20 protein-coding genes are annotated in these 21,075 nt (G+C 72.7%); 7 read left to right on the top strand and 13 right to left on the bottom strand.

The annotated features are described in order from the left end of the window. Positions 1-35 precede the first annotated feature (35 nt). Positions 36-704: a pentapeptide repeat-containing protein gene (locus PT931_RS15185; protein ID WP_456246387.1), complete on the top strand. Its 669-nt coding sequence runs from the start codon at positions 36-38 to the stop codon at positions 702-704. A 99-nt stretch (positions 705-803) separates the two neighbouring features. On the opposite strand, the gene PT931_RS15180 is transcribed toward PT931_RS15185, so the two are convergent. The 9 genes from PT931_RS15180 to PT931_RS15140 form a co-directional block, all read right to left on the bottom strand. Further along, positions 804-1,586: a hypothetical protein gene (locus tag PT931_RS15180; protein ID WP_456246386.1), complete on the bottom strand. Its 783-nt coding sequence runs from the start codon at positions 1,584-1,586 to the stop codon at positions 804-806. A gap of 8 nt (positions 1,587-1,594) precedes the next feature. Beyond that, a complete protein-coding gene (locus PT931_RS15175) occupies positions 1,595-2,605 on the bottom strand; it encodes a ferrochelatase (RefSeq protein ID WP_456246385.1) in 1,011 nt (336 codons plus the stop codon). A gap of 146 nt (positions 2,606-2,751) precedes the next feature. Next, positions 2,752-3,522: an enoyl-ACP reductase FabI gene (fabI, locus tag PT931_RS15170; RefSeq protein WP_363728682.1), complete on the bottom strand. Its 771-nt coding sequence runs from the start codon at positions 3,520-3,522 to the stop codon at positions 2,752-2,754. A 16-nt stretch (positions 3,523-3,538) separates the two neighbouring features. Beyond that, positions 3,539-4,243 carry a 3-oxoacyl-ACP reductase FabG gene (gene fabG / locus PT931_RS15165; RefSeq protein WP_363728683.1) on the bottom strand — a complete coding sequence of 235 codons (705 nt, stop codon included), beginning with the start codon at positions 4,241-4,243 and terminating at the stop codon, positions 3,539-3,541. A gap of 360 nt (positions 4,244-4,603) precedes the next feature. Continuing rightward, entirely contained in the window at positions 4,604-5,173 is a 570-nt protein-coding gene (locus PT931_RS15160) for a hypothetical protein (RefSeq protein WP_456246384.1), read from the bottom strand. Then, positions 5,170-10,371, bottom strand: coding sequence for a DUF7617 domain-containing protein (locus tag PT931_RS15155; RefSeq protein WP_456246383.1), 5,202 nt, complete (start codon positions 10,369-10,371; stop codon positions 5,170-5,172). The genes PT931_RS15160 and PT931_RS15155 overlap by 4 nt, the downstream gene beginning before the upstream one ends. A 75-nt stretch (positions 10,372-10,446) precedes the next feature. Then, positions 10,447-11,397, bottom strand: a complete 951-nt coding sequence (locus PT931_RS15150; protein WP_456246382.1) for a VWA domain-containing protein — start codon at positions 11,395-11,397, stop codon at positions 10,447-10,449. Beyond that, the gene (locus PT931_RS15145) at positions 11,394-12,332 is read right to left on the bottom strand and encodes a DUF58 domain-containing protein (protein WP_456246381.1); all 939 of its coding nucleotides are present in this window, start codon (positions 12,330-12,332) and stop codon (positions 11,394-11,396) included. The genes PT931_RS15150 and PT931_RS15145 overlap by 4 nt, the downstream gene beginning before the upstream one ends. Further along, positions 12,329-13,411 (bottom strand): AAA family ATPase, encoded by a 1,083-nt coding sequence (locus PT931_RS15140; protein ID WP_456246380.1) that lies wholly within the window; start codon positions 13,409-13,411, stop codon positions 12,329-12,331. Before PT931_RS15140 ends, PT931_RS15145 begins: the two co-directional genes overlap by 4 nt. A 224-nt stretch (positions 13,412-13,635) precedes the next feature. Between PT931_RS15140 and PT931_RS15135 the strand changes: the two genes are divergently transcribed. From PT931_RS15135 to PT931_RS15125, 3 genes are read left to right on the top strand one after another with little or no spacing between them, the layout of a single operon-like run. After that, positions 13,636-13,872, top strand: a complete 237-nt coding sequence (locus PT931_RS15135; protein ID WP_456246379.1) for a hypothetical protein — start codon at positions 13,636-13,638, stop codon at positions 13,870-13,872. Further along, complete coding sequence (locus tag PT931_RS15130; RefSeq protein ID WP_456246378.1) at positions 13,869-14,369, top strand: PH domain-containing protein; 501 nt, start codon at positions 13,869-13,871, stop codon at positions 14,367-14,369. Before PT931_RS15135 ends, PT931_RS15130 begins: the two co-directional genes overlap by 4 nt. Next, on the top strand, positions 14,366-15,718 hold the full coding sequence (locus PT931_RS15125) for a PH domain-containing protein (RefSeq protein ID WP_456246377.1): 1,353 nt from the start codon (positions 14,366-14,368) through the stop codon (positions 15,716-15,718). Before PT931_RS15130 ends, PT931_RS15125 begins: the two co-directional genes overlap by 4 nt. Positions 15,719-15,835: 117 nt before the next feature. On the opposite strand, the gene bluB is transcribed toward PT931_RS15125, so the two are convergent. Together bluB and PT931_RS15115 are read right to left on the bottom strand one after the other, a co-directional pair. Beyond that, the gene (bluB, locus tag PT931_RS15120) at positions 15,836-16,567 is read right to left on the bottom strand and encodes a 5,6-dimethylbenzimidazole synthase (protein ID WP_456246376.1); all 732 of its coding nucleotides are present in this window, start codon (positions 16,565-16,567) and stop codon (positions 15,836-15,838) included. Continuing rightward, complete coding sequence (locus PT931_RS15115; RefSeq protein WP_456246375.1) at positions 16,564-17,529, bottom strand: phosphatase PAP2 family protein; 966 nt, start codon at positions 17,527-17,529, stop codon at positions 16,564-16,566. Before PT931_RS15115 ends, bluB begins: the two co-directional genes overlap by 4 nt. A gap of 53 nt (positions 17,530-17,582) precedes the next feature. Here PT931_RS15115 and PT931_RS15110 point away from each other — a divergent pair, with 53 nt between their 5' ends. From PT931_RS15110 to macS, 3 genes are read left to right on the top strand one after another with little or no spacing between them, the layout of a single operon-like run. Continuing rightward, complete coding sequence (locus tag PT931_RS15110; protein WP_363728694.1) at positions 17,583-17,969, top strand: thioesterase family protein; 387 nt, start codon at positions 17,583-17,585, stop codon at positions 17,967-17,969. Continuing rightward, the gene (locus PT931_RS15105) at positions 17,956-18,771 is read left to right on the top strand and encodes an MBL fold metallo-hydrolase (protein ID WP_456246374.1); all 816 of its coding nucleotides are present in this window, start codon (positions 17,956-17,958) and stop codon (positions 18,769-18,771) included. The genes PT931_RS15110 and PT931_RS15105 overlap by 14 nt, the downstream gene beginning before the upstream one ends. A gap of 48 nt (positions 18,772-18,819) precedes the next feature. After that, positions 18,820-19,950 (top strand): MacS family sensor histidine kinase, encoded by a 1,131-nt coding sequence (gene macS / locus PT931_RS15100; protein ID WP_456246373.1) that lies wholly within the window; start codon positions 18,820-18,822, stop codon positions 19,948-19,950. Here macS and PT931_RS15095 read toward each other — a convergent pair. Together PT931_RS15095 and PT931_RS15090 are read right to left on the bottom strand one after the other, a co-directional pair. Then, the gene (locus tag PT931_RS15095; RefSeq protein WP_456246372.1) at positions 19,877-20,350 is read right to left on the bottom strand and encodes a hypothetical protein; all 474 of its coding nucleotides are present in this window, start codon (positions 20,348-20,350) and stop codon (positions 19,877-19,879) included. The two genes, macS and PT931_RS15095, sit on opposite strands and share 74 nt — an antisense overlap. 96 nt (positions 20,351-20,446) lie before the next feature. Beyond that, positions 20,447-21,058, bottom strand: a complete 612-nt coding sequence (locus PT931_RS15090; RefSeq protein WP_456246434.1) for a response regulator — start codon at positions 21,056-21,058, stop codon at positions 20,447-20,449. Positions 21,059-21,075 lie beyond the last annotated feature (17 nt).

The raw sequence follows: 21,075 nt of genomic DNA, 5'->3' as shown, positions 1-21,075 counted from the left end.
AGCCTCATCACGCCTCGGACAGCTAGTGTTCATCCATGCCGCCGAAGACCCGCGTCTCCCAGAGCCCCCAGCAACCGGCCGTACCGGGCGGGATCACCCCCGCCGGGCCGGAGAGTGGCGTGTTCGACAGCGAGGCGTCCTACTGGCAACTCTCCTTCACCGACCAGGACCTGTCGCGCCGGGTCGCCGAGCTGGTGGAGTTCGAGCAGTGCCGTCTCACGTCCGTGGACCTGTCGGGCACCAGCCTCGACCGGGCCCGCCTCACCGACTGCGTCGTCGAGCGTTCCAACCTGGCGAACCTGCGCACCACCGGTTCGACGCTGCGCCGGGTGGAGCTCTCGGCCAGCCGGGCCACCGGCCTGCAGTGGATCGACGGGGTGCTGCAGGACGTCGCGCTCACCGAGTGTCGGCTCGACCTGTGCACCTTCCGGTTCTCGAAGTTCAAGGACGTCGTGTTCACCGGGTGCAACCTGACCCGGGCCGACTTCACCAACGCTGACCTGCGCGGCGTGCGGTTCGCGGGCTGTGACCTGACCGGGGCGCAGTTCCACAACGCGCTGATGGACGGCACGGTGTTCAGCCGCTGCGCCCTGGCGGAGCTGGGCGGGGTGACGAGCTTCGCCGGCGCGCGGGTCGAGGGCCAGGACCTGGTGGCGCTGTCCTACACCCTCGCCGACGCCCTGGGCATCGTCATCACCGAGTAACCCCAGGTCAAACGCATCAGATGGTTACGGTGGGCCCCGACCCGGCTTCTGGAGGCACTGCCGAGCCGGTGACCACCGCACGCTGTACCGGCGGCACCCTCAGGCGCTCAGCCGCGCGTTGCAGGCCGCCATCAGCGCCCGCCGGCACGCCGTCCGCAGTGGCCGCAGCACCTCCGAGCGCTGGTGGGCCTCGTGCGCCGTCACGGCCCCGCCCGGGGCGTTGTGGTCGGCGAGCACCAGCACCCCGTCGAGCATGGCGGCGCGCGCGTACAGCCGGCGGCAGCGGGGGTCGAAGCCGGGCGGCAGGTCGGCCCCGGAGCCCGGCTTGCGGAGCGCGGCGAGCGCCCCGGCGAGTTCGGGCTGCCAGCGGGCCACGTCGAGCCGGATCAGCGCGTCGGCGGCGCCGTTGAGTTCCCGGGCCAGGTCCAGCTCGGCCTCCCCCGGCGCGATGTACTCCGGGTGCGCCCCGGCCTGCACCGGCAGCACCTGCCAGCGCACGGTGTGCCAGGTGTCCCCCGAGCCGGACACGTGCTCCCGGATGGCGGGCACCAGCCCCAGTTCCCCCGCGATGACTCCCTCGCCGGCACCGAGCGCCGCGCTGCTGAACGCGCCGGGCCCGGGCAGGCCGCGCGGGTCGCCGGGGGCCGGCAGCACGAGGCGCAGGTCGTCGGCGCGCAGCCGGGACAGCGCGGCGAGCGCCGTGCCGAGGGGCACCTCCCAGTCCTGGCCGGGCAGGTCGGTGACCAGGTGCTCCTCGCCGCCCGTGACGGCGGGGCCCACCTCGTCGTACGAGACGAACCCGGCCCGCCACGCGCGGGCCCAGGCCACGAACCGGGCGGCGTGCCGGGTGCGGTCGGCGGCGCGACGGTGGACGGAGGTCATGGCATCGATTATCGACGTTTCGGCGGCGCGGGACAGCACCCGGGGGCGCACCGGTCCCACGTGGGGATCTCGCCGAGGGCCGCGCGTTCGGCGCCCGGGTTGCGGCGCTCCTCGATCAGCTCGACGAGCATGTCGATGAACCGCGGGTCGTCGGTGGGCGTGGCGGCCCGGGCGTAGGCGAGCCCGAGCTTCTCGGCGGTCTCGGCGGCCTCGTGGTCGAGGTCCCAGAGCACCTCGATGTGGTCGGAGATGAACCCGATCGGGCTGACCACGACCCCGGTGACCCCCTCGGCGGACAGCGCCGCGAGGTGGTCGTTGACGTCGGGCTCCAGCCACGGCACGACGGGCGGGCCGGAGCGGGACTGCCAGACCAGCTCGTACGGCATGCCGGGGGCGGCCGCTGCGGCGATCAGCCGGGCGGTCTCGGTGAGCTGGGCGACGTACCGGCCGCCGTTGCGCACCGGGCCGGCGGTGTCCGCCATGGACACCGGGATGCTGTGCGCCGTGAACGCGAGCCGGGCGTTGGCCGGGTCCGGCAGGGTGGCCAGGGCCGCCTTCACCGCGTCGGCGTGCGCCGCGATGAACAGCGGGTGGTCGTGGAAGTGCCGGAGCTTGTCCACCTCGGGGGCGCGCTCGCCCAGGGCGGCGCGGGCGGCGGCGATGTCGTCCAGGTACTGCCGGCAGGACGAGTACGAGCCGTAGGGGCTCGTGACGAAGGCCAGCACCCGGTGGATCCCCGCGTCGCGCATGTCCCGCAGCGCGTCGACCAGGTACGGCCGCCAGTTGCGGTTGCCCCAGTAGATCGGGAGGTCGATCCGGTCGCGGAGCCCGGCCATCAACGCCCGGCACTGGTCGTTGATGGGGGACACGCCACCGAAGTGGCGGTAGTGCTCGGCCACCTCGGCGAGCCTCTCCGGGGGAACTCCTCGGCCGCGCGTCACGTTCGCCAGGAACGGCGCCACGTCGTCAGGCCCTTCGGGGCCGCCAAAGGAGACGAGGAGGAAGGCGTCGTAGGTCACTCCGACATCCTGTCCGATCTCGGCGCGCTTCGCACCACTGGGAAGCGCGGGTTGATCTCTCAATTTCGCGGATCACGGTTTTCCGGCCCCTGATATCCCACAAAACAGGGACATCAGGGGCCGGCGGGTACCGTAAATGTGTGCTCTCAGGCGCCGATCGCGTGGAAGCCGCCATCGACGTGCACGATCTCGCCGGTCGTCGCGGGGAACAGATCGGACAGCAGCGCGCACACGGCCTTGCCGGCCGGCTCGCAGTCGGTGAGGTCCCAGCCGAGCGGGGAGCGGTCGACCCAGGCCTGCTCGAACTTCTCGAAACCGGGGATCGACTTGGCCGCCATGGTGCGCAGCGGGCCCGCGGAGACGAGGTTGCTCCGGATGCCCTTCTCGCCCAGGTACTGCGCCAGGTAGCGCGACGTGGACTCCAGGCCGCCCTTGGCGACGCCCATCCAGTCGTACACCGGCCACGCGAACGAACCGTCGAAGGTGAGGCCGACGATCGAGCCGCCCCGGCCCATCAGCGGCGCGCACGCGACGGCGAGGGCCTTGTAGGAGTACGTGGAGGCGTGCAGGGCGGTGCTGACGTCCTCCCAGGAGGCGGTCATGAAGCCGCCGCCGAGGGCGCCCTGCGGGCCGAACGCGATCGAGTGCACGACGCCGTCGAGCCCGTCGACCTGCTTGCGGACCTCGTCCGCGAGGCCGGCGAGGTGCTCGGGGTTGGTCGCGTCGAGTTCGATGACCGCGCCGACCGGCTTCGGGAGCCGCTTGACGATCCGCTCCACGAGGGACAGCCGGCCGTAGCCGGTGACGACGATCTCCGCGCCCTGTTCCTGGGCGAACTTGGCCGTGGCGAACGCGATCGACGCGTCGGTGATGATGCCGGTGATCAGGATGCGCTTGCCGGCGAGCAGTCCAGACATATTTCGTGTACTCCCTCTAGTGACCCATGCCGAGGCCGCCGTCGACCGGGATGACCGCCCCGGTGACGTATGCCGAGTTGTCGCTCGCGAGCCAGGTGACCACGCTGGCGACCTCCTCGGAGGTGGCCATCCGGCCGGCCGGGATCGCCTTGACGTACTGCTCGCGCAGGTTCGCCGGCAGCTCCGCCGTCATGTCCGTCTCGATGAAGCCGGGCGCGACGACGTTGGCGGTGATGTTGCGCGCGCCCAGTTCGCGGGTGATCGAGCGGGCGAGGCCGACGAGGCCGGCCTTGGAGGCGGCGTAGTTCGTCTGACCCGCGCCGCCGTACAGCCCGACGACGGACGAGATGAAGATCATGCGGCCCCACCGGGCGCGGAGCATCTTGCTCGACGCGCGCTTGGCGACCCGCCAGGCGCCACCGAGGTTGGTGTCGACGACGCTGCCGAACTGCTCCTCGCTCATGCGCATCAGCAGCGTGTCGGCCGTGATGCCGGCGTTGGCGACCAGCACCTCGACGGGGCCGAGCTCGGCCTCGATCGCCGCGAACGCCGCGTCGACCTGCTCGGGGACGGTGATGTCGCACTGCACCCCGAAGATCCCGTCCGGCGCGCCGCTGCCCCGGTGGGTGATGGCGACCCGGTCGCCCTGCTTGGCGAACGCCTGAGCGATCGCCAGCCCGATGCCACGATTACCGCCAGTGACCAGTACCGTACGCGCCACGCGTCCTCCCAAGCCTTCTGCACAGTCGCCAAGGAGACTAGGCGCTACCGCCAAGTACCGGAAACACCGGGGTTGCGTGTACGATGTCTCCGGCCCTGAGTGTGTGCCCTGACCCTAGGAGGTGATCGCTGTGCGAGATAGCGATCCTCCTAGTCGCGGTCGAGCCTGAGCTGGGTTTTCCTCACACCCTGTGACGACCGACGACGCACGTCGGTCAGTTCTCGACCGTGCCTCCAGCGTTCCTTTCCTTCATTCTTCCCGCTGGAAGGTCACTGCCATGCTCCGTTTTCTCCCCCGTCTCGGTTTCGCGCTGGCGTCCGTCTGGGTCGTCTTCCTCGTGATCCTCATCGACCACACCCGCTAGGCGCCGACCCGCCTGCGCCACCACCACAGCTGGCCGGCCGCGCCCACAGTGGCCAGTGCCGGCAGCCCGCCGGCCACCGCCACCACCGCGGGTGCCCCGCCGGCACCCGGGTCCGCCGCGACCGGACCCGGTGCCGCCCCGTCGACGTCGGACGCGCACACCGCCGGCCGGTCGAAGCCGTCCGGCACGACGCACGCCACCCCGGCCAGCCGCGCCGGGCCGTCCGCCGGCCTGGACGGCATCCGTACCGACACCGTCGTCTCCCAGGTGCCGCCGGCCGGTACGCCCGCGGTCCAGGACACCGTGCCGTCGCCGAGCACCGCGCCCGGGCCGGCGTCGCGCACCCGGGCCCCGAGGGGCAGCCGGGCCACGACCGTCAGGCCGACCGGGGTGACCGGTTCGTAGCTGCGCACCCCGATCCGGTACACCCGCAGGTCGCCGGGGGCCGCGCGGTCGGCCCCGTCACTGATCTCGACCGCGACCCTGGGCGGCGGTGGTTCCCGCAGCGGGGCGACCGCCGGCAACGGGGTCACCGCGTACAGCGCGGCCACCAGGAGCAGGCTCACGCGGACCGCCTCCGTCGGAAGAACCAGACCAGCGCGCCACCGGCACCCAGCAGCAGCCCGCCCAGGGGCAGCAGCGGGGCCGCCGAGGAACCGGTCACCGGCATCGGGGTCGGCGGCGGCGGGGACACCTCGTAGGTGGCCGTGGACGGCGGAGTGCTCACCGGCGCGCAGGTCGCCTCCGCCTTCTCCTGGCAGCTCGGCGGCGTGTACGTACCCGTCGCGGTGTTGGTTTTGCGCCCCGTGACGTTGGCCGTGGAGCACTCGATCACCTTGACCTGCCCGGGGGCGAGGTCCATGGTCGCCGCGCAGGTCGGCTCGTCCGGGTCGGCCACCGTCACGCCGGTCAGCGCCAGGCTGCCGGTGTTGGTGACCGTGATCCGCCAGCGCGCCGCGGAGCCGTAGTCCCCGGTGGCCGAGGCCGAGCAGGACCCGTTCGGCGGGCACACCTGCTTGAGGACCGTCAGGCCGTGGGTCTCGACCGTCGCCGTGGTCGGCGGGACCGTGACCGGCGGCTTGCCCGGCGGGGTGAACGTGCCGGTGACCGTGTTGGTGACGCTCCCGGTCGCCGAGCTCGTCGAGCAGTGGAACACCTTCGACGCGCCCCCGGCCAGGTCGAACGGTCCGCCGAACGCCGCGCCGCAGGACGGTTCGGCGGAGTCGGTGAGCGTGACGGCCGTCAGCGGGCCGGTGCCGGTGTTGGTGGCCGTGATCCGCCAGTAGGCCGTGGAGCCGGTGGGCACGGAGGTCGTCGGACCCCACGGGCCCACGCCGCCGACGCCGCAGTCAGCGGGGGTCGCCGACCGGCAGACCTCCTTGACGACGGTCAGCCCGACGATCGTGAACGTCGCCGTGGTCGGCGGGGTCGTGACCGGCGGCTTGCCCGGCGGGGTGAACGTGGCGGTGGCCGTGTTGGCCCGATCCGCCGTCACGTTCGCCGTCGAGCAGTGGACGTAGCGGGTCTGGCCGGCGGGTACGTCGACCGTGGTCGCGCACGTCGGCTCGGCCGGGTCGGCGATCGCCACCCCGGTCAGGGCCAGCGAACCGGTGTTGGTGGCGCTGATCCGCCAGTACGCCGTCGAGCCCGTCGGGCCCACCTCGGTCGCGGCCCACGGCCCCGGCCCGGCGCAGTCCGTCGCCGAGGTCGAGGTGCAGACCTCCTTGAGCAGGGTCAGCCCGACCACGTCGTACGTGGCCGTGGTCGGCGGGGTCGTGACCGGCGGCTTGCCCGGCGGGGTGAACGTGGCGGTGGCGGTGTTCACCTTCGCCCCGGTCGCGGCCGCCGTGGAGCAGTAGAAGAGCTTCGTCTCCCCCGCCGTCAGCCCGAACGAGCCCGCCGCCGCCGCGCAGGCCGGCTCGGCCGGGTCCGTGACCGTGATCCCGGTGAGGGCCACGGTGCCGGTGTTCGTGGCGGTCAGCCGCCAGTAGGCCGTGGAACCGACCGGTCCGTTGGCCGTCGCGGCCCAGGGGCCGGTCCCGCCCGGCGCGCAGTCCGCCGGGGTGGCCGACGTGCAGACCTCCTTGAGCAGGGTCAGCGCGTAGACGTGCACCTCGGCCGTCGTCGGGGGCACCGTCACCGGCGGCTTGTCCGGCGGGGTGAACGTGCCGGTGACCGTGTTGGCGGTGTCGCCGTTCACGGGCGAGGTCGAGCAGTACACCTGGCGGACGGCGCCCTTGGCCAGGTCGAACGGGCCGCCGATCGCGGTCGCGCACGCCGGTTCGGCGCTGTCGGTCAGCGTGATCGCGGTGATGGTCTCGTCACCGGTGTTGGTGGCCGTGATCCGCCAGTACGCGGTGCCGCCCTTCGGCACGTTCGTGCTGGCCGCCCACGGGCCCGCCCCGCCCGCCTGGCAGTCGGCGGCCGTCAACGACTGGCAGACCTCCTTGACCACGGTCATCGCGTACACCTTGTAGGTGGCCGAGGCGTCCGGGGTCGTCGTGCTCCGCCCGTCGACCGTGTACGTGGCCTTCGCGACGTTGGTCAGGTTGTTGCGGACGTCCGCGCTGGAGCAGTAGAAGACCTGGGGCGCGCCGACCGGCACGTCCAGGGTCTTCACGCAGCCCGGGACGAGCGGGTCGGCGACCTGCACCCCGGTCAGGTTCACGGTGCCCGTGTTGGTCACGGTGATCTGCCAGTAGGCCGTCGAGCCCACCGGGCCGGTGGCGGTCGGGGCCCACGGGCCGGTCGCGCCGGCGCAGTCGGCCCCGGTACCCGTGCAGACCAACTTCACGATTGTCAGGCCGTGGGTGTGCGCCGTCGCGGTCGAGGTGGACGTCTGCGGGGTGGTCGTGCCGGGCGGCGTGAACGTGGCCGTGGCCGTGTTGGCCTTGTCGCCCGTCACGGCGGCCGTGGAGCAGTGGAACACCCGGCTCGCTCCCGCGGCGAGGGTGAACGGCCCCACGGCGTCAGCGGCCGTCTGGCAGGTCGCCTCGGTGGCGTCCGTGACCGTGATCCCGGTCAGCTGCACCTTGCCGGTGTTGGTCACCGTGATCCGCCAGTAGGCGGCGGTGCCGACCGGGACCGTGGTCTCCTTCGCCCACGGGCCCGCGCCGCCGGTCCCGCAGTCGGACGCCGTCGCCGACGTGCAGACCTCCTTGTTCAGGACCAGGGCGAACACGGAGTACGTCGCGCTGGACGGCGGCGTCGTCACCGGTGTCTGGCTCCCGGGCGGGGTGAAGGTGCCCGTGACCGTGTTGGTCGTGTTGTCCGTGACGTTCGCCGTGGAGCAGTACACCTGCTTCGAGGCGCCGCCCGCGAGGTCGAACGTGCCCGCCGCCGTCGCGCAGGCCGGCTGGCCCGGGTCGGCGAGCGTCACGCCCGTCAGGGTCAGGGTGCCGGTGTTGGTGGCCGTGATCCGCCAGTACGCGGTCGAGCCGACCGGGCCGGTGCCCGCCGCCGCCCAGGGACCCGTGGGGCTCTGGCAGTCGGCCGGGGTGGTCGAGGTGCAGACCTCCTTCAGGATCGTCAGGCCGTAGACCCGGTACGTCGCGGAGTCGGTGACCGTCGTGGGCGGGGTGCCCGGGGGCAGCCCCGGCGGCGGGTAGCTCGCCGTCGCCGTGTTCACCTTGTCGGCGGTCACCGAGGTCGTGTTGCAGTAGAAGTACTTCGTCTCGGCCACGGCCAGGTCCACCGTGCCGGCCGGCGCGCACGACGGCTGCCCCGGGTCGGTCACGGTGATCCCGGTGACCGGCACGGTGCCCCGGTGGGTCAGCGTCAGCCGCCAGTACGCGGTCGAGCCGACCGGGCCGTTCGTCGCGTCCACCCACGGGCCGGTCGGGCTCTGGCAGTCGGCCACGGTGGTGGAGGTGCAGACCTCCTTGACGAGGGTGACCTCGTAGGTGCCGACGCTCGCGCTGGTCGGCGGGACATTCGTCGAGGGGGTACCCGGCGGGGAGCCCGGCGGGGGCGGGAACACGGCGCTGGCGGTGTTGGTCTTGTTGCCGGTCACGCCGGCCGTCGAGCAGTGCACGTACTTCGTCTCGCCGACCGCCAGGTCCACGGTCGCCGCGCAGGTCGGCTCGTCGGCGTCGGCGATCGCCACGTTGGTCAGCGCCACCTGCCCGGTGTTCGTGGCCGCGATCCGCCAGTACGCCGTCGAGTTGTACGGGATGTTCGTGCTCGTCACCCACGGGCCGGCCCCGCCGGTCTGGCAGTTGGCGACCACCGCGGACTGGCAGACCTGCTTGAGCAGGGTCATCCGGGCGATGTTGGCCGTGGCCGTGGACGGCGGCGACTCCCGGGGCGGCGAGCCGGGCGGGTCGTCGGGGGCCGGGAACCGGCTGGTCACCGTGTTGGCCTTCGTGTCGGTCACGTTCGCCGTCGAGCAGTAGAAGACCTTCGACGAGTTCGCGGGCACCATGAACGTGCCGGCGGCGGTCACGCACGAGGCCTCGGCCGGGTCGTTGAGGACCACGTTGTTGGCGTCGCCGGCGCTCATGTTGGACACCGTGATCCGCCAGTACGCGGTGTCGCCGGGCAGCAGGTTCACCGACGGGGCCCACGGGCCGGTCGGGGACGTGCAGTCGGCCACGACCTTCGACTGGCAGACCTCCTTGAGTACCCGCAGCTCGGCGATCGGCACCGAGAACACGACCTGGGTGGCCATGTAGGAGTCGCCGCTGGTCGAGACGGTCAGCTTCACGGAGGTGTCGCCGGCGTTCACCACGCCCGCCGGCAGCTGGAAGGACTTGGCGTCCACCGAGTAGTTGTTGAGCGGGGTCGGGTTCGACTCGTGCTCGGCGTTGCTGATGAAGAAGTTGGACGTGCCGCCGATCGCGGGTTCGTTCATCGCCTGGTCGTTGATGAGGAACTGGTCACCGACGATCGAGTAGTCCCCCTCGTAGGCGGTGACCCCGGACCGGACCAGCCCGCCCGCGTTCTTGAAGCCGGAGATCGTCACGTCGGTCGGGGGGTCCATGGCGCCCTGGCGGACGTGCCCGTCGTAGATGAAGATCTCGCGCAGCTCCGGCGCGTACGTCGGCTCCGGGCCGGCGAACTTGTACACCACGGTCAGCGACCAGCCGCCGAAGCAGCCGTAGCCGGTCGGCGTCCACACGTTGCCGACCGTCACCGTCGTGTCGCCGTTCACCCCGGCGAACATCGCGGTGATGTCGGCCTGGCCGCTGTAGTACTGCGGCGCGTTGAACGCCGGGGCGGGCTCGGCGATGAACGGCGACGGGGCGACGGACGTGGTCGAGCCCCCGCCGACCGTGACCCGGACCTGCTGGGTGGCCGGCGTACCGGCCGGGTTGGTCGCCCGCACCGCGCCGGTCGGGGCCGCGTTGGCCCCGCAGGCCGGCTCGCCGATGCCGCCGACGACGCCGGTGTTGCCGGCCCAGCCGAGCTTGGCGTAGTCGATCGTCGACCCCGGCGGGATCGGGATGAGCGCCCGGCTGGAGTTGAACGTCAGCGCGTCGGCGTCGACGTCGGTGTACCGCATCGAGAAGTAGTCGTTCGGCGCGTTCGGGTCGGTGCGGTTCGCCCCGCCCGGGCACGAGAACGACCCGATCTGCGGCGTACCGTCCGGCGGGCACTGCATCACCCCGTTGCCGTTGGTGATGAAGCGGCCGTAGACCTTCTGGTCGTACGAGAGCGTGAACGGCGTGATGACCGCCGCCTGCGCCGGGAGCCCCGGCAACACGACCAGCCCCGACGCCACGACAGCCAGGGCACACCACCGAGCGACCCGCTTCATCCCCATGCGCGGAATGTACTAGCTAACGGACATTTGTTTGCGAAAGTCGCGAACTCTGCTTCGGAGGAGATACCCGTCGTGCTATGGCAGTCGGGACGTCCAGAGCAGACTCATACCCGCCGCCGCGAAAGCGAACAACAGCCCCAGAGCGATGAACCACTGGCTGATCTCGCGGGACATCGTGCGGTACCCGATCGAGTGGCCCATGTCCTGGTACACCTGCTTGAGCTGCTCGCTCGTGACCGCCTGGTAGTAGTGGCCCTTGGTCGACGTGGCCAGCTTCTCCAGCGACACCCGGTCCACCGGCACCCGGGTGGTCTGTCCGTTGATGTCCACCGTGCCCTCGTCCGTCCCGAACGCGATGGTCGACACCGGCACGTTCGCGGCGGCGGCCGCCTGGCCCGCCTCCTCGATCGACCGGCCGAACGTCCGGAAGCCGTCGGAGATCAGCACGATCCGGGCCGGCGGCGCGCCCTGCGCCCCGTCGGCGGGCACCGACTGGATGGCCTGCAGCGACGTGAACACCGCCTCGCCGGTGGCCGTGGACTCGGCGAGCTGCAGCCCGTCGATCGCCGCCACCACCGCCTCCTTGTCCTTCACCGGGGACACCAGCACGTTCGCGCTCTTCGCGAACGACACCAGCCCGATGTTGAACGACTTCGGCAGCTGCTTCACGAAGTCCTTCGCCGCGTCCTTGGCGGCCTGGATCCGGCTCGGCGCCACATCCCGGGACTGCATCGACAGCGACACGTCCAGGGCGATCATCACCGTCGCGCGCTCCATCGGCGTCCGCGCGTCCGTCGAGGGCCGGGCCATCGCCGTGGACAGCACCAGCAGGCTCAACAGCAGCGCCACGGCCGCCGCGTGCCGCCGCCAGCCGAGGCCCCGGGGGGCCAGGGTCTTGAGCAGGTCCACATTGGTGAACCGCAGCGCGTACGCCTGGCGGTGGAGCTGGCGCCACACGTACGCGCCCGCCAGCGCCAGCACCGGCAGCACCGCCAGCAGCCACCACGGCTCGAGAAAACGGATCATCGGGTGGTCCCCCTGGTACGCGCGTGCCGTTGGGCGGCGACGAAGCGCACGATGTCGAGTAGCCAGTCGGAGTCGGTGCGCAGCCGCAGCTGGGCCGCGCCGGCACGCCGGATCTCCCGCGCGATCGTAGCGCGCTGCTCGGCCGCCGCGGCGGCGTAGCGGGCCCGCAGCCGGGCGTCGCCGGTCTGCACCTCGTGCGAGAAGCCGGTCTCCGGGTCGACCAGGGTGAGCACGCCCGCGTCGGGCAGCTCCAGCTCCGTCGGGTCGACCACCTCGATGGCCAGCACCTCGTGCCGGACGGCCAGCTTACGCAGCGGACGCTCCCAACCGGTCGGGGTCATGAAGTCGGAGATCACCACGGCCATCCCCCGGCGGCGCGGCGGCGAGTTCAGCTTGTCGATCAGCGTGCCCAGGTCGGCGCGGCCCGGACGGATCGGGGTCCGGGCGAGCTGGCGGAGCAGCCCGTCGGCCTCCTTGCGGCCCGGCCGGGCCGGCAGCCGGGTCACGCCCTCGCCCGTGCCGACGACCGCGCCGATCCGGTTGCCGCCGCGCACCGTCAGGTGCGAGATGGCCGCCGAGGCCGCCACCACCAGGTCGCGCTTGAGGCAGTTGGCGGTGCCGTAGTCCAGCGAGGCCGACAGGTCCACGGCCATCCAGGTCTCCAGCTCCCGGTCGGCCACGGTCTGCCGGACGTGCGGCACCGTGGTCCGGGCCGTGACCGGCCAGTCCATCCGGCGCACGTCGTCACCGGGCCGGTACTCCCGGGACTCCCCCGGCTCCGAGCCCGGCCCGGGCAGCAGCCCCAGGTAGTCGCCCTGGAGCAGGCCGTCGAGCTTGCGGGTGATCAGGAGCTGGAGCTTGGAGAGGACGACCTCCGCCCGCTCCGTCGTCAACGGTCCGGCGGCGAGCGGCCTGGTGGCGGGCCGCCCGGTCACCAGGCGCCCGGGCTGGCCGGGGCGGGCTGGGGCGCCGGCGCGTACACCGGGGCGGGCCCGCCGGTCGGGGCCGGGTGCGCGGCGGCCTGCTGCCGGGGCGCCACCGTGGGCACCGGCACGACCTGGAGCACCCGCTCGACGATCTGCTCCGCCGGGATGTTGTCGGCGAGCGCGTCGTAGGACAGCACGAGCCGGTGGCGGAGGATGTCGGGCGCGATGTCCTGGACGTCCTGCGGCAGGGCGTAGTCGCGGCCCCGGAGCAGGGCCAGCGCCCGGGTCGCCCGGACGATGCCGAGCGAGGCGCGGGGACTCGCCCCGTACTGGATCAGGGGGGCGATCTCCGGCAGTCCCGCGTCGGCCGGCGACCGGGTGGCCAGCACGAGCCGGACCGCGTAGTCGACCAGCGCGTTGTGCACGAAGACCTCGTCGGCCTTCTTCTGCAGGGTGGTCAGGTCCTCCGGGGCGAACACCACGTTCGGCTCGGGGATGGCGACGCCGACCCGGTAGACGATCTCGCGCTCCTCGGCGTCCGTCGGGTAGCCCACCTGGATCTTGAGCAGGAACCGGTCGCGCTGCGCCTCCGGGAGCGGGTAGACGCCCTCCTGCTCGATCGGGTTCTGGGTGGCCATCACGAGGAACGGCAGCGGCACCTTGTACGCCTTGCCCCCGATCGTCACCTGCTGCTCCGCCATGACCTCCAGCAGCGCCGACTGCACCTTCGCGGGCGCGCGGTTGATCTCGTCGGCGAGCAGGAAGTTGGCGAACACCGGGCCGAGCTCGACATCGAAGCTCTCGCTGGACTGCCGGAAGATCCGGGTGCCGACCAGGTCCGCCGGGACCAGGTCCGGGGTGAACTGGACCCGGGAGAAGGAACCGCCGACGACCTTCGCGATCGTCTCCACCGCGAGGGTCTTCGCCACGCCGGGCACGCCCTCCAGCAGGCAGTGTCCCCTGGCCAGCAGCGCGACGAACATCCGCTCGATCATCCGGTCCTGACCGACGATCACGCGCTTGACCTCGAACAACGCCTTCTCCAGGAGCGTCGCGTCCTGGGCGGGCGTGGTCTGCTGGGTCGACACGGAACCTCCACGGTGATGGTGAGCTTGTCGACCCCCAGCATTACACGCCGGCACCACCCGGCCGTGCGCACCGCGACCGGCTCCGTTCGGCCCCGGTAAATTCTCGCCGCGGGCCGCAACCTGTGCTGGACATCGCCCCCCGGGCCGCGTGTAGCATTGGCATCGACGCCGGGCAGCTTCCCCCGTGGCTGCCCGGCGCTCCTCATACTTCAGACTTGGGCGTCATGAGCGAGACAATCAGCTCCGCCGAGTCCATCATCTGCTCCGCGAAACAATGCAAATCCCCCGCCACCTGGTCCGTTGTGTGGCGAAATCCCAAACTGCACGCGCCCGACCGGCGCAAGGTGTGGGTCGCCTGCGACGAGCACCGGGGTTCGCTCTCCAGCTTCCTGGACGCGCGCGGCTTCCTGCTCGGCGTCGAACCGCTCACCACCGCGCCGGACGCTACCGTGGAGTCATGACGGACCCGAGCACGAGCCCGCTGGACCCGCTGCCCGACGTCACCTGGCAGAAACTCTCGCCGCGGTACGTGCTGGTGCGGTTGATCTCGCTGGCCACCGGGACGCTCGCGTTCGCCGTCGCCGGGGTGGTCGGCTGGCTGGTGACCGACTGGTGGCCCGCCCTCGCCGGGGCCGTCGCCGTCGTGGTCTACGGCCTCGTGCGCGCCCCGTTCCTCGTCCGGCAGATCCGGTCCTGGGGGTACGCGGAACGCGACGCCGACCTGCTCGTCCGGCACGGGCTGCTCATCCGCCGACTGTCCATCGTGCCGTACGCCCGGATGCAGTTCGTGGATGTGGCCGTCGGGCCGGTGGAAAGGATGTTCGGGCTGGCCACGGTGCAGATGCACACCGCCGCCGTCGGGGCCGACGCTACGGTGCCGGGCCTCGCGCCCGCCGAGGCCGTGCGGCTGCGGGACCGGCTCGCCGCGCTCGGCCGGCACGGGACCGAGGGCCTGTGAGCCAGCGGCTGCACCCGCTCACCCCGCTGCTCAAGGGAGTCAGGGCGTTCTGGGTGGTGATCGCCGCCCTGTCCTGGCAGGGCTTCGCCCGGTTCGGGCTCCAGCAGGGCGCGCTGATCGTGGCGATCGGCGGCGCCGGCGCGCTCGCGTACTCGTTCGTGGCCTGGCGGGTCAGCAACTTCGAGGTCGTGGACCGGGAACTGCGGATCCAGGAGGGGCTCCTCGTCCGGCGCAACCGGTCGGTGCCGCTGGAGCGGATGCAGTCCATCGAGGTGATCCGGCCGCTGCTGGCCCAGCTCACCGGGCTCGCGGAGCTGCGGATCGAGGTGGTCGGCGGGGACAAGTCGGAGGCGCGGCTGGCGTACCTGCCGGTGGTCGACGCCGAGCGGCTCCGGGTGGAACTGCTGGCCCTGAAGCGCGGACCGGCACCGGTGGCGGCACCGGACACCGGCGCCGACCAGGACGCGGGTGCGGGCTCCGACACCGACCCGGGCGGGTTCCCCGCCGCGACGACGGGCACGGTCGCCGCCGACGGGGAACCCGCCCCCGAGGTGCTGCACCAGGTGGCGTTGCGAGATCTCGCCGTGTCCCAGGCGCTCACCTGGTCGGCGCTGCTGTCGCCGTTCGCGCTCGCCGTCCCGATCGTCCTGTTCTCGTTCAACCCGGAGCTGTCGTTCGTCGGGATCGCCGGTACGGTGACGGCCGCGCTGGGCACCCTCGGTACCCCGATCCGGCGGTTCCTGCGGTTCTACGACTTCACCGTCGCGGCGGTGCCCGAGGGGCTGCGGATCAGCCACGGCGCGACGGAGACCCGGCACCAGACGGTCCCGGCGGAGCGGGTGCAGTCCGTGGCGGTGGTCCGGCCGCTGCTGTGGCGCTCGCAGGGCTGGGTGGCGTGCGAGCTGCACGTCGCCGGGGTGCGGACCGGTGAGGGCGAAGCGATCACGGGCGACACCCTGCTGCCGGTCGCCGACCCGGGCACCGCGTGGCCGATCCTGGAACGCGCGCTGCCGGGCGCGGCCGTGGCGGCGACCATGCCGCTGTCCCCGGCCCCGGAGCGGGCGCGCTGGCGGGCCCCGGTGCGGGCCCGGACGTTGGGCTTCGGGCTCACCCCCGAGCTGTTCGTGACCCGGTCGGGGCTGTTCAGCCCCCGGGTGACGGTCGTGCCGTACACCCGGATCCAGGCCGTCAGCCTCGAACAGGGCCCGTGGCAGCGCCGGCTCGGGCTCGCGTCGGTGCGGGTGCACACGGCGGGCGGGGCCCGGGTGACGGCGGACTACCGCACCGTGGCCGAGGCGAACTGGCTCGCCGCCGAGCTGCACGCCCGCGCGGCGGCGTCCCGGGACTAGAGCGGCGGCCACGCGGCGGCCTCCCGGGACCGGCGCGTGCGGCCGGAACACCGGTCCGGGCCACCGAGGCGCCCGATCCGCGCGGGACCCCCGCGCACAGGGCTGGGGCGGCAGCCCTCAGCGGCGGAGCACCTCGCGGCACGCGCTCGTCCGCGCCTGCCACCCCAGCCGCTCCAGCTCGGGCGTCTCGGACTCGGCGAGCGGATACCCCAGGCACAGGTACGCGACGAGGCGCCACGTGGGTGGCACCTCCAGGGTCGCGGCGGCGGCCACCGGGTCGAGGATCGACACCCAGCCCACCCCCACCCCGTGCGCCCGGGCCGCCAGCCACAGGGTGTGCACGGCGAGGACGGCCGAGTAGCGCAGGGTCTCGGGCATGGTGGCGCGGCCCAGCCCGTACCCCTCGACGGGTTGTTCCTCGCAGAACACGGCGAACTGCTGCGGCGCCTCGCGGAGCCCGGCCAGTTTCAGGGTCGCGTAGGTCCTGGCCCGGTCCCCGGTGTACCCGGCGAGGGCCGCGCGGTTCGCGGTGGCGAAGTTGTCCCCGATCGCGGCGCGGCGGTCCGGGGAGTCCACGGACACGAACCGCCACGGCCGGGCGTTGCCGACGCTCGGCGCGAGGCACGCGGCGTCCAGCAGCTCCTCGACGAGCGCGGCGGGCAGGGGTGCGGGCGAGAAGTGCCGCACGTCGCGCCGCCAGCGCAGCAGGGTGTCGAAACCGGCCCGGAAGGCGTCGTCGAACCGCGCGGGACCGGTCGGATCCGGCCGCGCGGAACCGGCTGGGTCCGGCCGCGCGGAACCGGAAGTGGTGGCGTGCGGTCGTGCGGAACCGGTGGCGTCCGGCCTCACGGGACCGGGACCGGTTCCTTCGCCCCGGTCACCCGCCGGGCCCGCCAACGCGCCCAGCCCTTCTCCGCGAGGGCGCAGGCTGCGAAGGTGACGCCGACGTACAGCCAGCCGACGAGCACGTCGATGATCCAGTGCTCGCCCGAGTAGACCAGGGTGAACGTCATGGCCAGCGGGTAGAGCAGCAGCACCGGGATCCAGCGCTTCCGGACCCGGGTGAAGAAGAACGCCACCACGAGCAGCGCGAACGCGGTGTGCAGGCTCGGCATCGCCGCGACCGGGTTGGCGACGTTGACCTGGGCGGCGTTGAGCATGTTGCCGGCGCCGTGCAGGCCCATCGCCTGCCAGCCCCGGGTGGAGATCCGGGCGACCTCGTCGACGACCCCGTACTTGCCGGCCCACCACGGCGGGGCGGCCGGGTACGCGAAGTACGTGATCAGGCCGATGAACGACAGGAAGAACCAGCGCCGGATGAACCGGGCCCACAGGTCGCGGCTGCGCAGCCAGAGCACGACGGCCACGACCAGGGCGGCGGCGAAGTGCGAGAAGTAGACCCAGCTGCCCGCGACGTCCCACCAGTGGATGGTCGCCGGGTCGTAGAGCTCCCGTTGCAGCCACACGGTCGGGGTCAGGCCGTCCATCGCCCAGCCGAACATCCAGGTGTCGAACTCGACCAGCTCGTACACGTGCGGGACGCCCTTGCCGGCGAAGCCGCGCGACAGGTTGTAGATCACCAGCAGGGAGACGATCGGCAACCAGTCCCGGACGAAGCCGAGGTGGTAGCGCCACGGCCGGTTGTTGTTCCACGCGATCGTGGCCGCCCACAGCCATCCGAAGGCGTAGATCGGGTCGGTCGGCAGGCCGATGACCAGCCAACCGACGAGAAAAGCGGCCGCCCACACGCCCATCCCGATGATCCGGCGACGGCGGGACGCACCTGCGGTGTCGGGTTCCTCGGCTGTCATAGCCGGCCAAGCCTATCGGGTGCCTGAGGGCCTTCCACCGTTAGGCTGAGCACATGGAGCTGCTGCCGGGCCTGTCAGCCCGTCTCGAGATGACCGTGACGGACGCCGACACCGCCCAGGCGCTGGGTTCGGGGGACGTTCCCGTGCTGGGCACGCCCCGGGCGCTGGCCCTCGCGGAGGCCGCCACGGTGGCCGCGACCGCCAGAAAGATCAACAGCGGCAGCACGACCGTGGGGGTACTCGTCGAGTTCTCGCACCTCGCGCCGTCGATCATCGGGCACACCGTCGTCTGCGAAGCCATTCTCGCCGACGTCCAGGGCCGTAGGCTGATCTTCACAGTGACCCTGCACGACGCCGACACGCTCGTCGCCGAGGGCCGGATCGAACGGCTCGTCGTCGACCGGCACCGATTCGTGGAGAAGGCGCATGGCATTTCGTGAAGTCGCCCCGGGCGTTCTGGTCTGGCGGTACCCGGTGCTCGACGTCAACGTCTCCCTGATCCTCGGCGCGGACGGCGCGGTGCTGGTGGACACCCTGTCCACCCCCCGGCAGGCCGCCGAGCTGGAGGTGGCCGTGCGGGCCGTCACCGACCTGCCGCTGACCGTCGTCAACACCCACGCGCACTTCGACCACTGCTTCGGCAACGCCGCGTTCGCCAACTGCGACATCTGGGCGCACGAGGCCACGGCCGACCGGCTGGCGGAGAACTCCGAGACCCTGACCCGCCGGGTGTACGAGAGCTGGGGCACCACCCCCGGCCTCGACGGCCTGCTCGACGTCGTCGTCACGCCCCCGACCCACCGGGTGCGCACCTCGCACACCCTCGACCTGGGCGACCGGGCCGTGCACCTGCGGCACCTCGGCCTCGGGCACAGCCCCGGCGACCTGGTGGTGGCCGTGGACGGGGTCGTGATCGCCGGGGACCTGGTCGAGGAGGGCGCGCCGCCGTCGTTCGCGGACGCGTACCCGCTGTCGTGGCCCGACGCGCTCGGCGCCCTGCTGGAACTGTGCGGGGACGGTCCCGTGGTGCCCGGGCACGGGGACGTCGTGGGGCGCGAGTTCGTCGAGGAGCAGCGCAAGGACCTCGCCGGGCTGGACTGGACGATCCGGGAGGGGCACGCCGACGGGGCGGACGTCTCCGCGGTGGCCGAGCTGGCGTTGAGCCGGTGGCCGGAGCTGGGGGCGGCCTTCGCGTTGGAGGCGGTCAGCCGGGGGTTCGTGGAGCTGTCGGGGCGCAGCTGACGGCGCTGGCGGGCTGACGGCGGCCGGGGTGGGTGGCACGATGGGCGCGTGAAGACGCTGGGGTTCGCGACGCCGTTGTGGCGCGCCTTGATCGCGTACCGCGTGATTCTGCTCGGCTACGCCGCGATGCAGACCGTGCATTACTGGCCGGTGTACACCGACCGGCGGCTCGCCCTCGGGGTGTTCGTCACGATGGTGCTGTGGACGGTCGCGATGACCGCCGCCAACGCGGTCGACCGGGGCCGGCGGTGGGCGGTGTGCCTCGCCGACCTGGCCGTCAGCGCCGTACTCCTGCTGGGCACGTTCTACGTTCTCGACGGCGGCGACCCGGACGCGACGGTCACCGGCCCGTGGGTGTCCGCGTCGGTGCTGGCCTGCGCGATCCTCGGCGGCCCGTGGCGCGGCATGGCGGCCAGCCTGGTGATCATCGTGATCACGATGGTGCTGCCGGGCGTCCCGCCGAGCCAGAACACCCTGTACGACGTCGTGATGCTCCTGATGGGCGGCGGCGTCGTCGGCCTGGTGTCCCAGCTGCTCCGCGACGCCGAGTGGCGGATGACCCTGATGACGGAGCGCGAGGCGGCCGTCAACGAACGCGAACGGCTCGCCCGGATCGTGCACGACGGCGTGCTCCAGGTCCTCACCCTCGTGCACCGGCGGGGCCCCGACCTAGGCCCGGACGGCGCGGAGATCGCCCGGCTGGCCGGCGAGCAGGAGGCGGCCCTGCGCGGCCTGGTCCTCGGCGTGCACGGGCCGGTGGCCCCCGGCGGGGAGGCGGACCTGTGCGCACTCCTCACAGGTTTCGCGTCCACCCAGGTGTCGGTCTCGGGCCCGGCCGGTCCGGTACTGCTGCCGTCGGACCGGGCCACGGAACTCGTCGCCGCCGTCGGCGCCGCCCTGGACAACGTCACCCGGCACGCCGGCCCCGGGGCGCGGGCCTGGGTGACGGTCGAGGAGGAACGCGCCGACGTGCTGGTGTCGGTCCGCGACGACGGGCTGGGGGCGACGGCCGACCAGGTGGACCGGGCGGCGGCGGCCGGCCGGCTGGGGGTCGCCCAGTCGATGCGCGGGCGGGCCGAGGGCCTCGGCGGGACGATGTCCCTGGTCACGGCCCCGGGTCAGGGGACCGAAATCGAGTTCCGCGTGCCGCGGCACGCCGGGCGGTCACCGCGTACGTGAGCCAGCCGACGAGCAGGTAGCCGACGCCGGCCGCCAGGACCGGCACCGCGCCCAGCGCCTCGGACAGGCCGGGCACCGCGCTGGTCGGGCCCCACAGCCGCAGCTTGTCGACGCCGTAGACCAGCGCGACGGTCAGGACCGGACCGAGCAGGGCCACGGCGGCCGGGCCGCGCACCCTCAGCAGCCGGAGCACGATCCAGCTGACCAGCATGGTGACCGGCACCGCTACGGCGAGGGCCACCAGCATCGTGCCCAGGCAGCCGAAGCCGTCCATCTCGCACGGGATCAGGGAGCCGACGCCCCAGCCGCCGAGCAGCCAGAGCACCGCCGAGCCGATACCGACGGCGGCGCACAGGGCGAGCTGCCGCGCCCCGGCACGGGTCGGGTCGTCGTCCACCATGAGGTCGAAGGTACCCAGAATCCGGGGCGGGCACGCCGGATCGCGCATGCCACGAGCTGGAGGCCGCACGGGTCCAGCCTCGCCGGCCGGTCGTACTCAGTCGTAGAGGTCGTTCTCGATCGCGTACCGGACCAGTTCGACGCGGTTGTGCAGTTGGAGCTTGGTGAGGGTGTTCTGCACGTGGTTCTGCACGGTGCGGTGCGACAGGACGAGGCGCTCGGCGATCTGCCGGTAACTGAGGCCCTTGGCGACGAACCGGAGCACCTCGGTCTCCCGGTCGGTGAGCTGCGGCCCGCCGGCCGGGAGCTGCTTGTACTCCCCCAGGATCAGCGCCGCCAGCCCCGGCGAGAACACGGCCTCCCCGGCGGCGGTGGCCCGGACCGCCTCCAGGAACTCGGCGGTGTGCGCCGACTTGAGGAGGTAGCCCAGCGCGCCGGCCTTCACCGCGTCCAGGACGGCCTGGCGCTCGTCCACGGCCGACAGCATCATGATCCGGATCTCCGGGTCGGCGGCGAGCAGGCCGCGCACCACGTCCACCCCGGACAGGTCGGGCAGTTGCAGGTCCAGGACGGCGACCTGCGGGCGGACTGCCGGGGCGATCCTGACCGCCTGGCGGCCCTCGCCGCAGGTGGCGACGACGTCGTACCCGGCGGCGGTGAGGTCGCGGGACACACCGTCGCGCCACATGGGATGGTCGTCGACCACCATGACCCGGATCACCGGCC

The sequence above is a fragment of the Longispora urticae genome (assembly GCF_053902585.1).
Note: the sequence above shows the minus strand (reverse complement) of the source record. Positions and strands in the feature narration are given on the sequence as shown.

What these genes read in the sequence shown, in the direction of transcription:
- PT931_RS15090 (WP_456246434.1), bottom strand. Translation starts at nt 21,058, where the DNA reads ATGGTGGTCGACGACCATCCCATGTGGCGCGACGGTGTGTCCCGCGAC.
- PT931_RS15155 (WP_456246383.1), bottom strand. Translation starts at nt 10,371, where the DNA reads ATGGGGATGAAGCGGGTCGCTCGGTGGTGTGCCCTGGCTGTCGTGGCG.
- PT931_RS15180 (WP_456246386.1), bottom strand. Translation starts at nt 1,586, where the DNA reads ATGACCTCCGTCCACCGTCGCGCCGCCGACCGCACCCGGCACGCCGCC.
- PT931_RS15130 (WP_456246378.1), top strand. Translation starts at nt 13,869, where the DNA reads ATGACGGACCCGAGCACGAGCCCGCTGGACCCGCTGCCCGACGTCACC.
- PT931_RS15095 (WP_456246372.1), bottom strand. Translation starts at nt 20,350, where the DNA reads ATGGTGGACGACGACCCGACCCGTGCCGGGGCGCGGCAGCTCGCCCTG.
- PT931_RS15110 (WP_363728694.1), top strand. Translation starts at nt 17,583, where the DNA reads ATGGAGCTGCTGCCGGGCCTGTCAGCCCGTCTCGAGATGACCGTGACG.
- PT931_RS15105 (WP_456246374.1), top strand. Translation starts at nt 17,956, where the DNA reads ATGGCATTTCGTGAAGTCGCCCCGGGCGTTCTGGTCTGGCGGTACCCG.
- PT931_RS15115 (WP_456246375.1), bottom strand. Translation starts at nt 17,529, where the DNA reads ATGACAGCCGAGGAACCCGACACCGCAGGTGCGTCCCGCCGTCGCCGG.
- PT931_RS15135 (WP_456246379.1), top strand. Translation starts at nt 13,636, where the DNA reads ATGAGCGAGACAATCAGCTCCGCCGAGTCCATCATCTGCTCCGCGAAA.
- fabI (WP_363728682.1), bottom strand. Translation starts at nt 3,522, where the DNA reads ATGTCTGGACTGCTCGCCGGCAAGCGCATCCTGATCACCGGCATCATC.
- PT931_RS15150 (WP_456246382.1), bottom strand. Translation starts at nt 11,397, where the DNA reads ATGATCCGTTTTCTCGAGCCGTGGTGGCTGCTGGCGGTGCTGCCGGTG.
- PT931_RS15185 (WP_456246387.1), top strand. Translation starts at nt 36, where the DNA reads ATGCCGCCGAAGACCCGCGTCTCCCAGAGCCCCCAGCAACCGGCCGTA.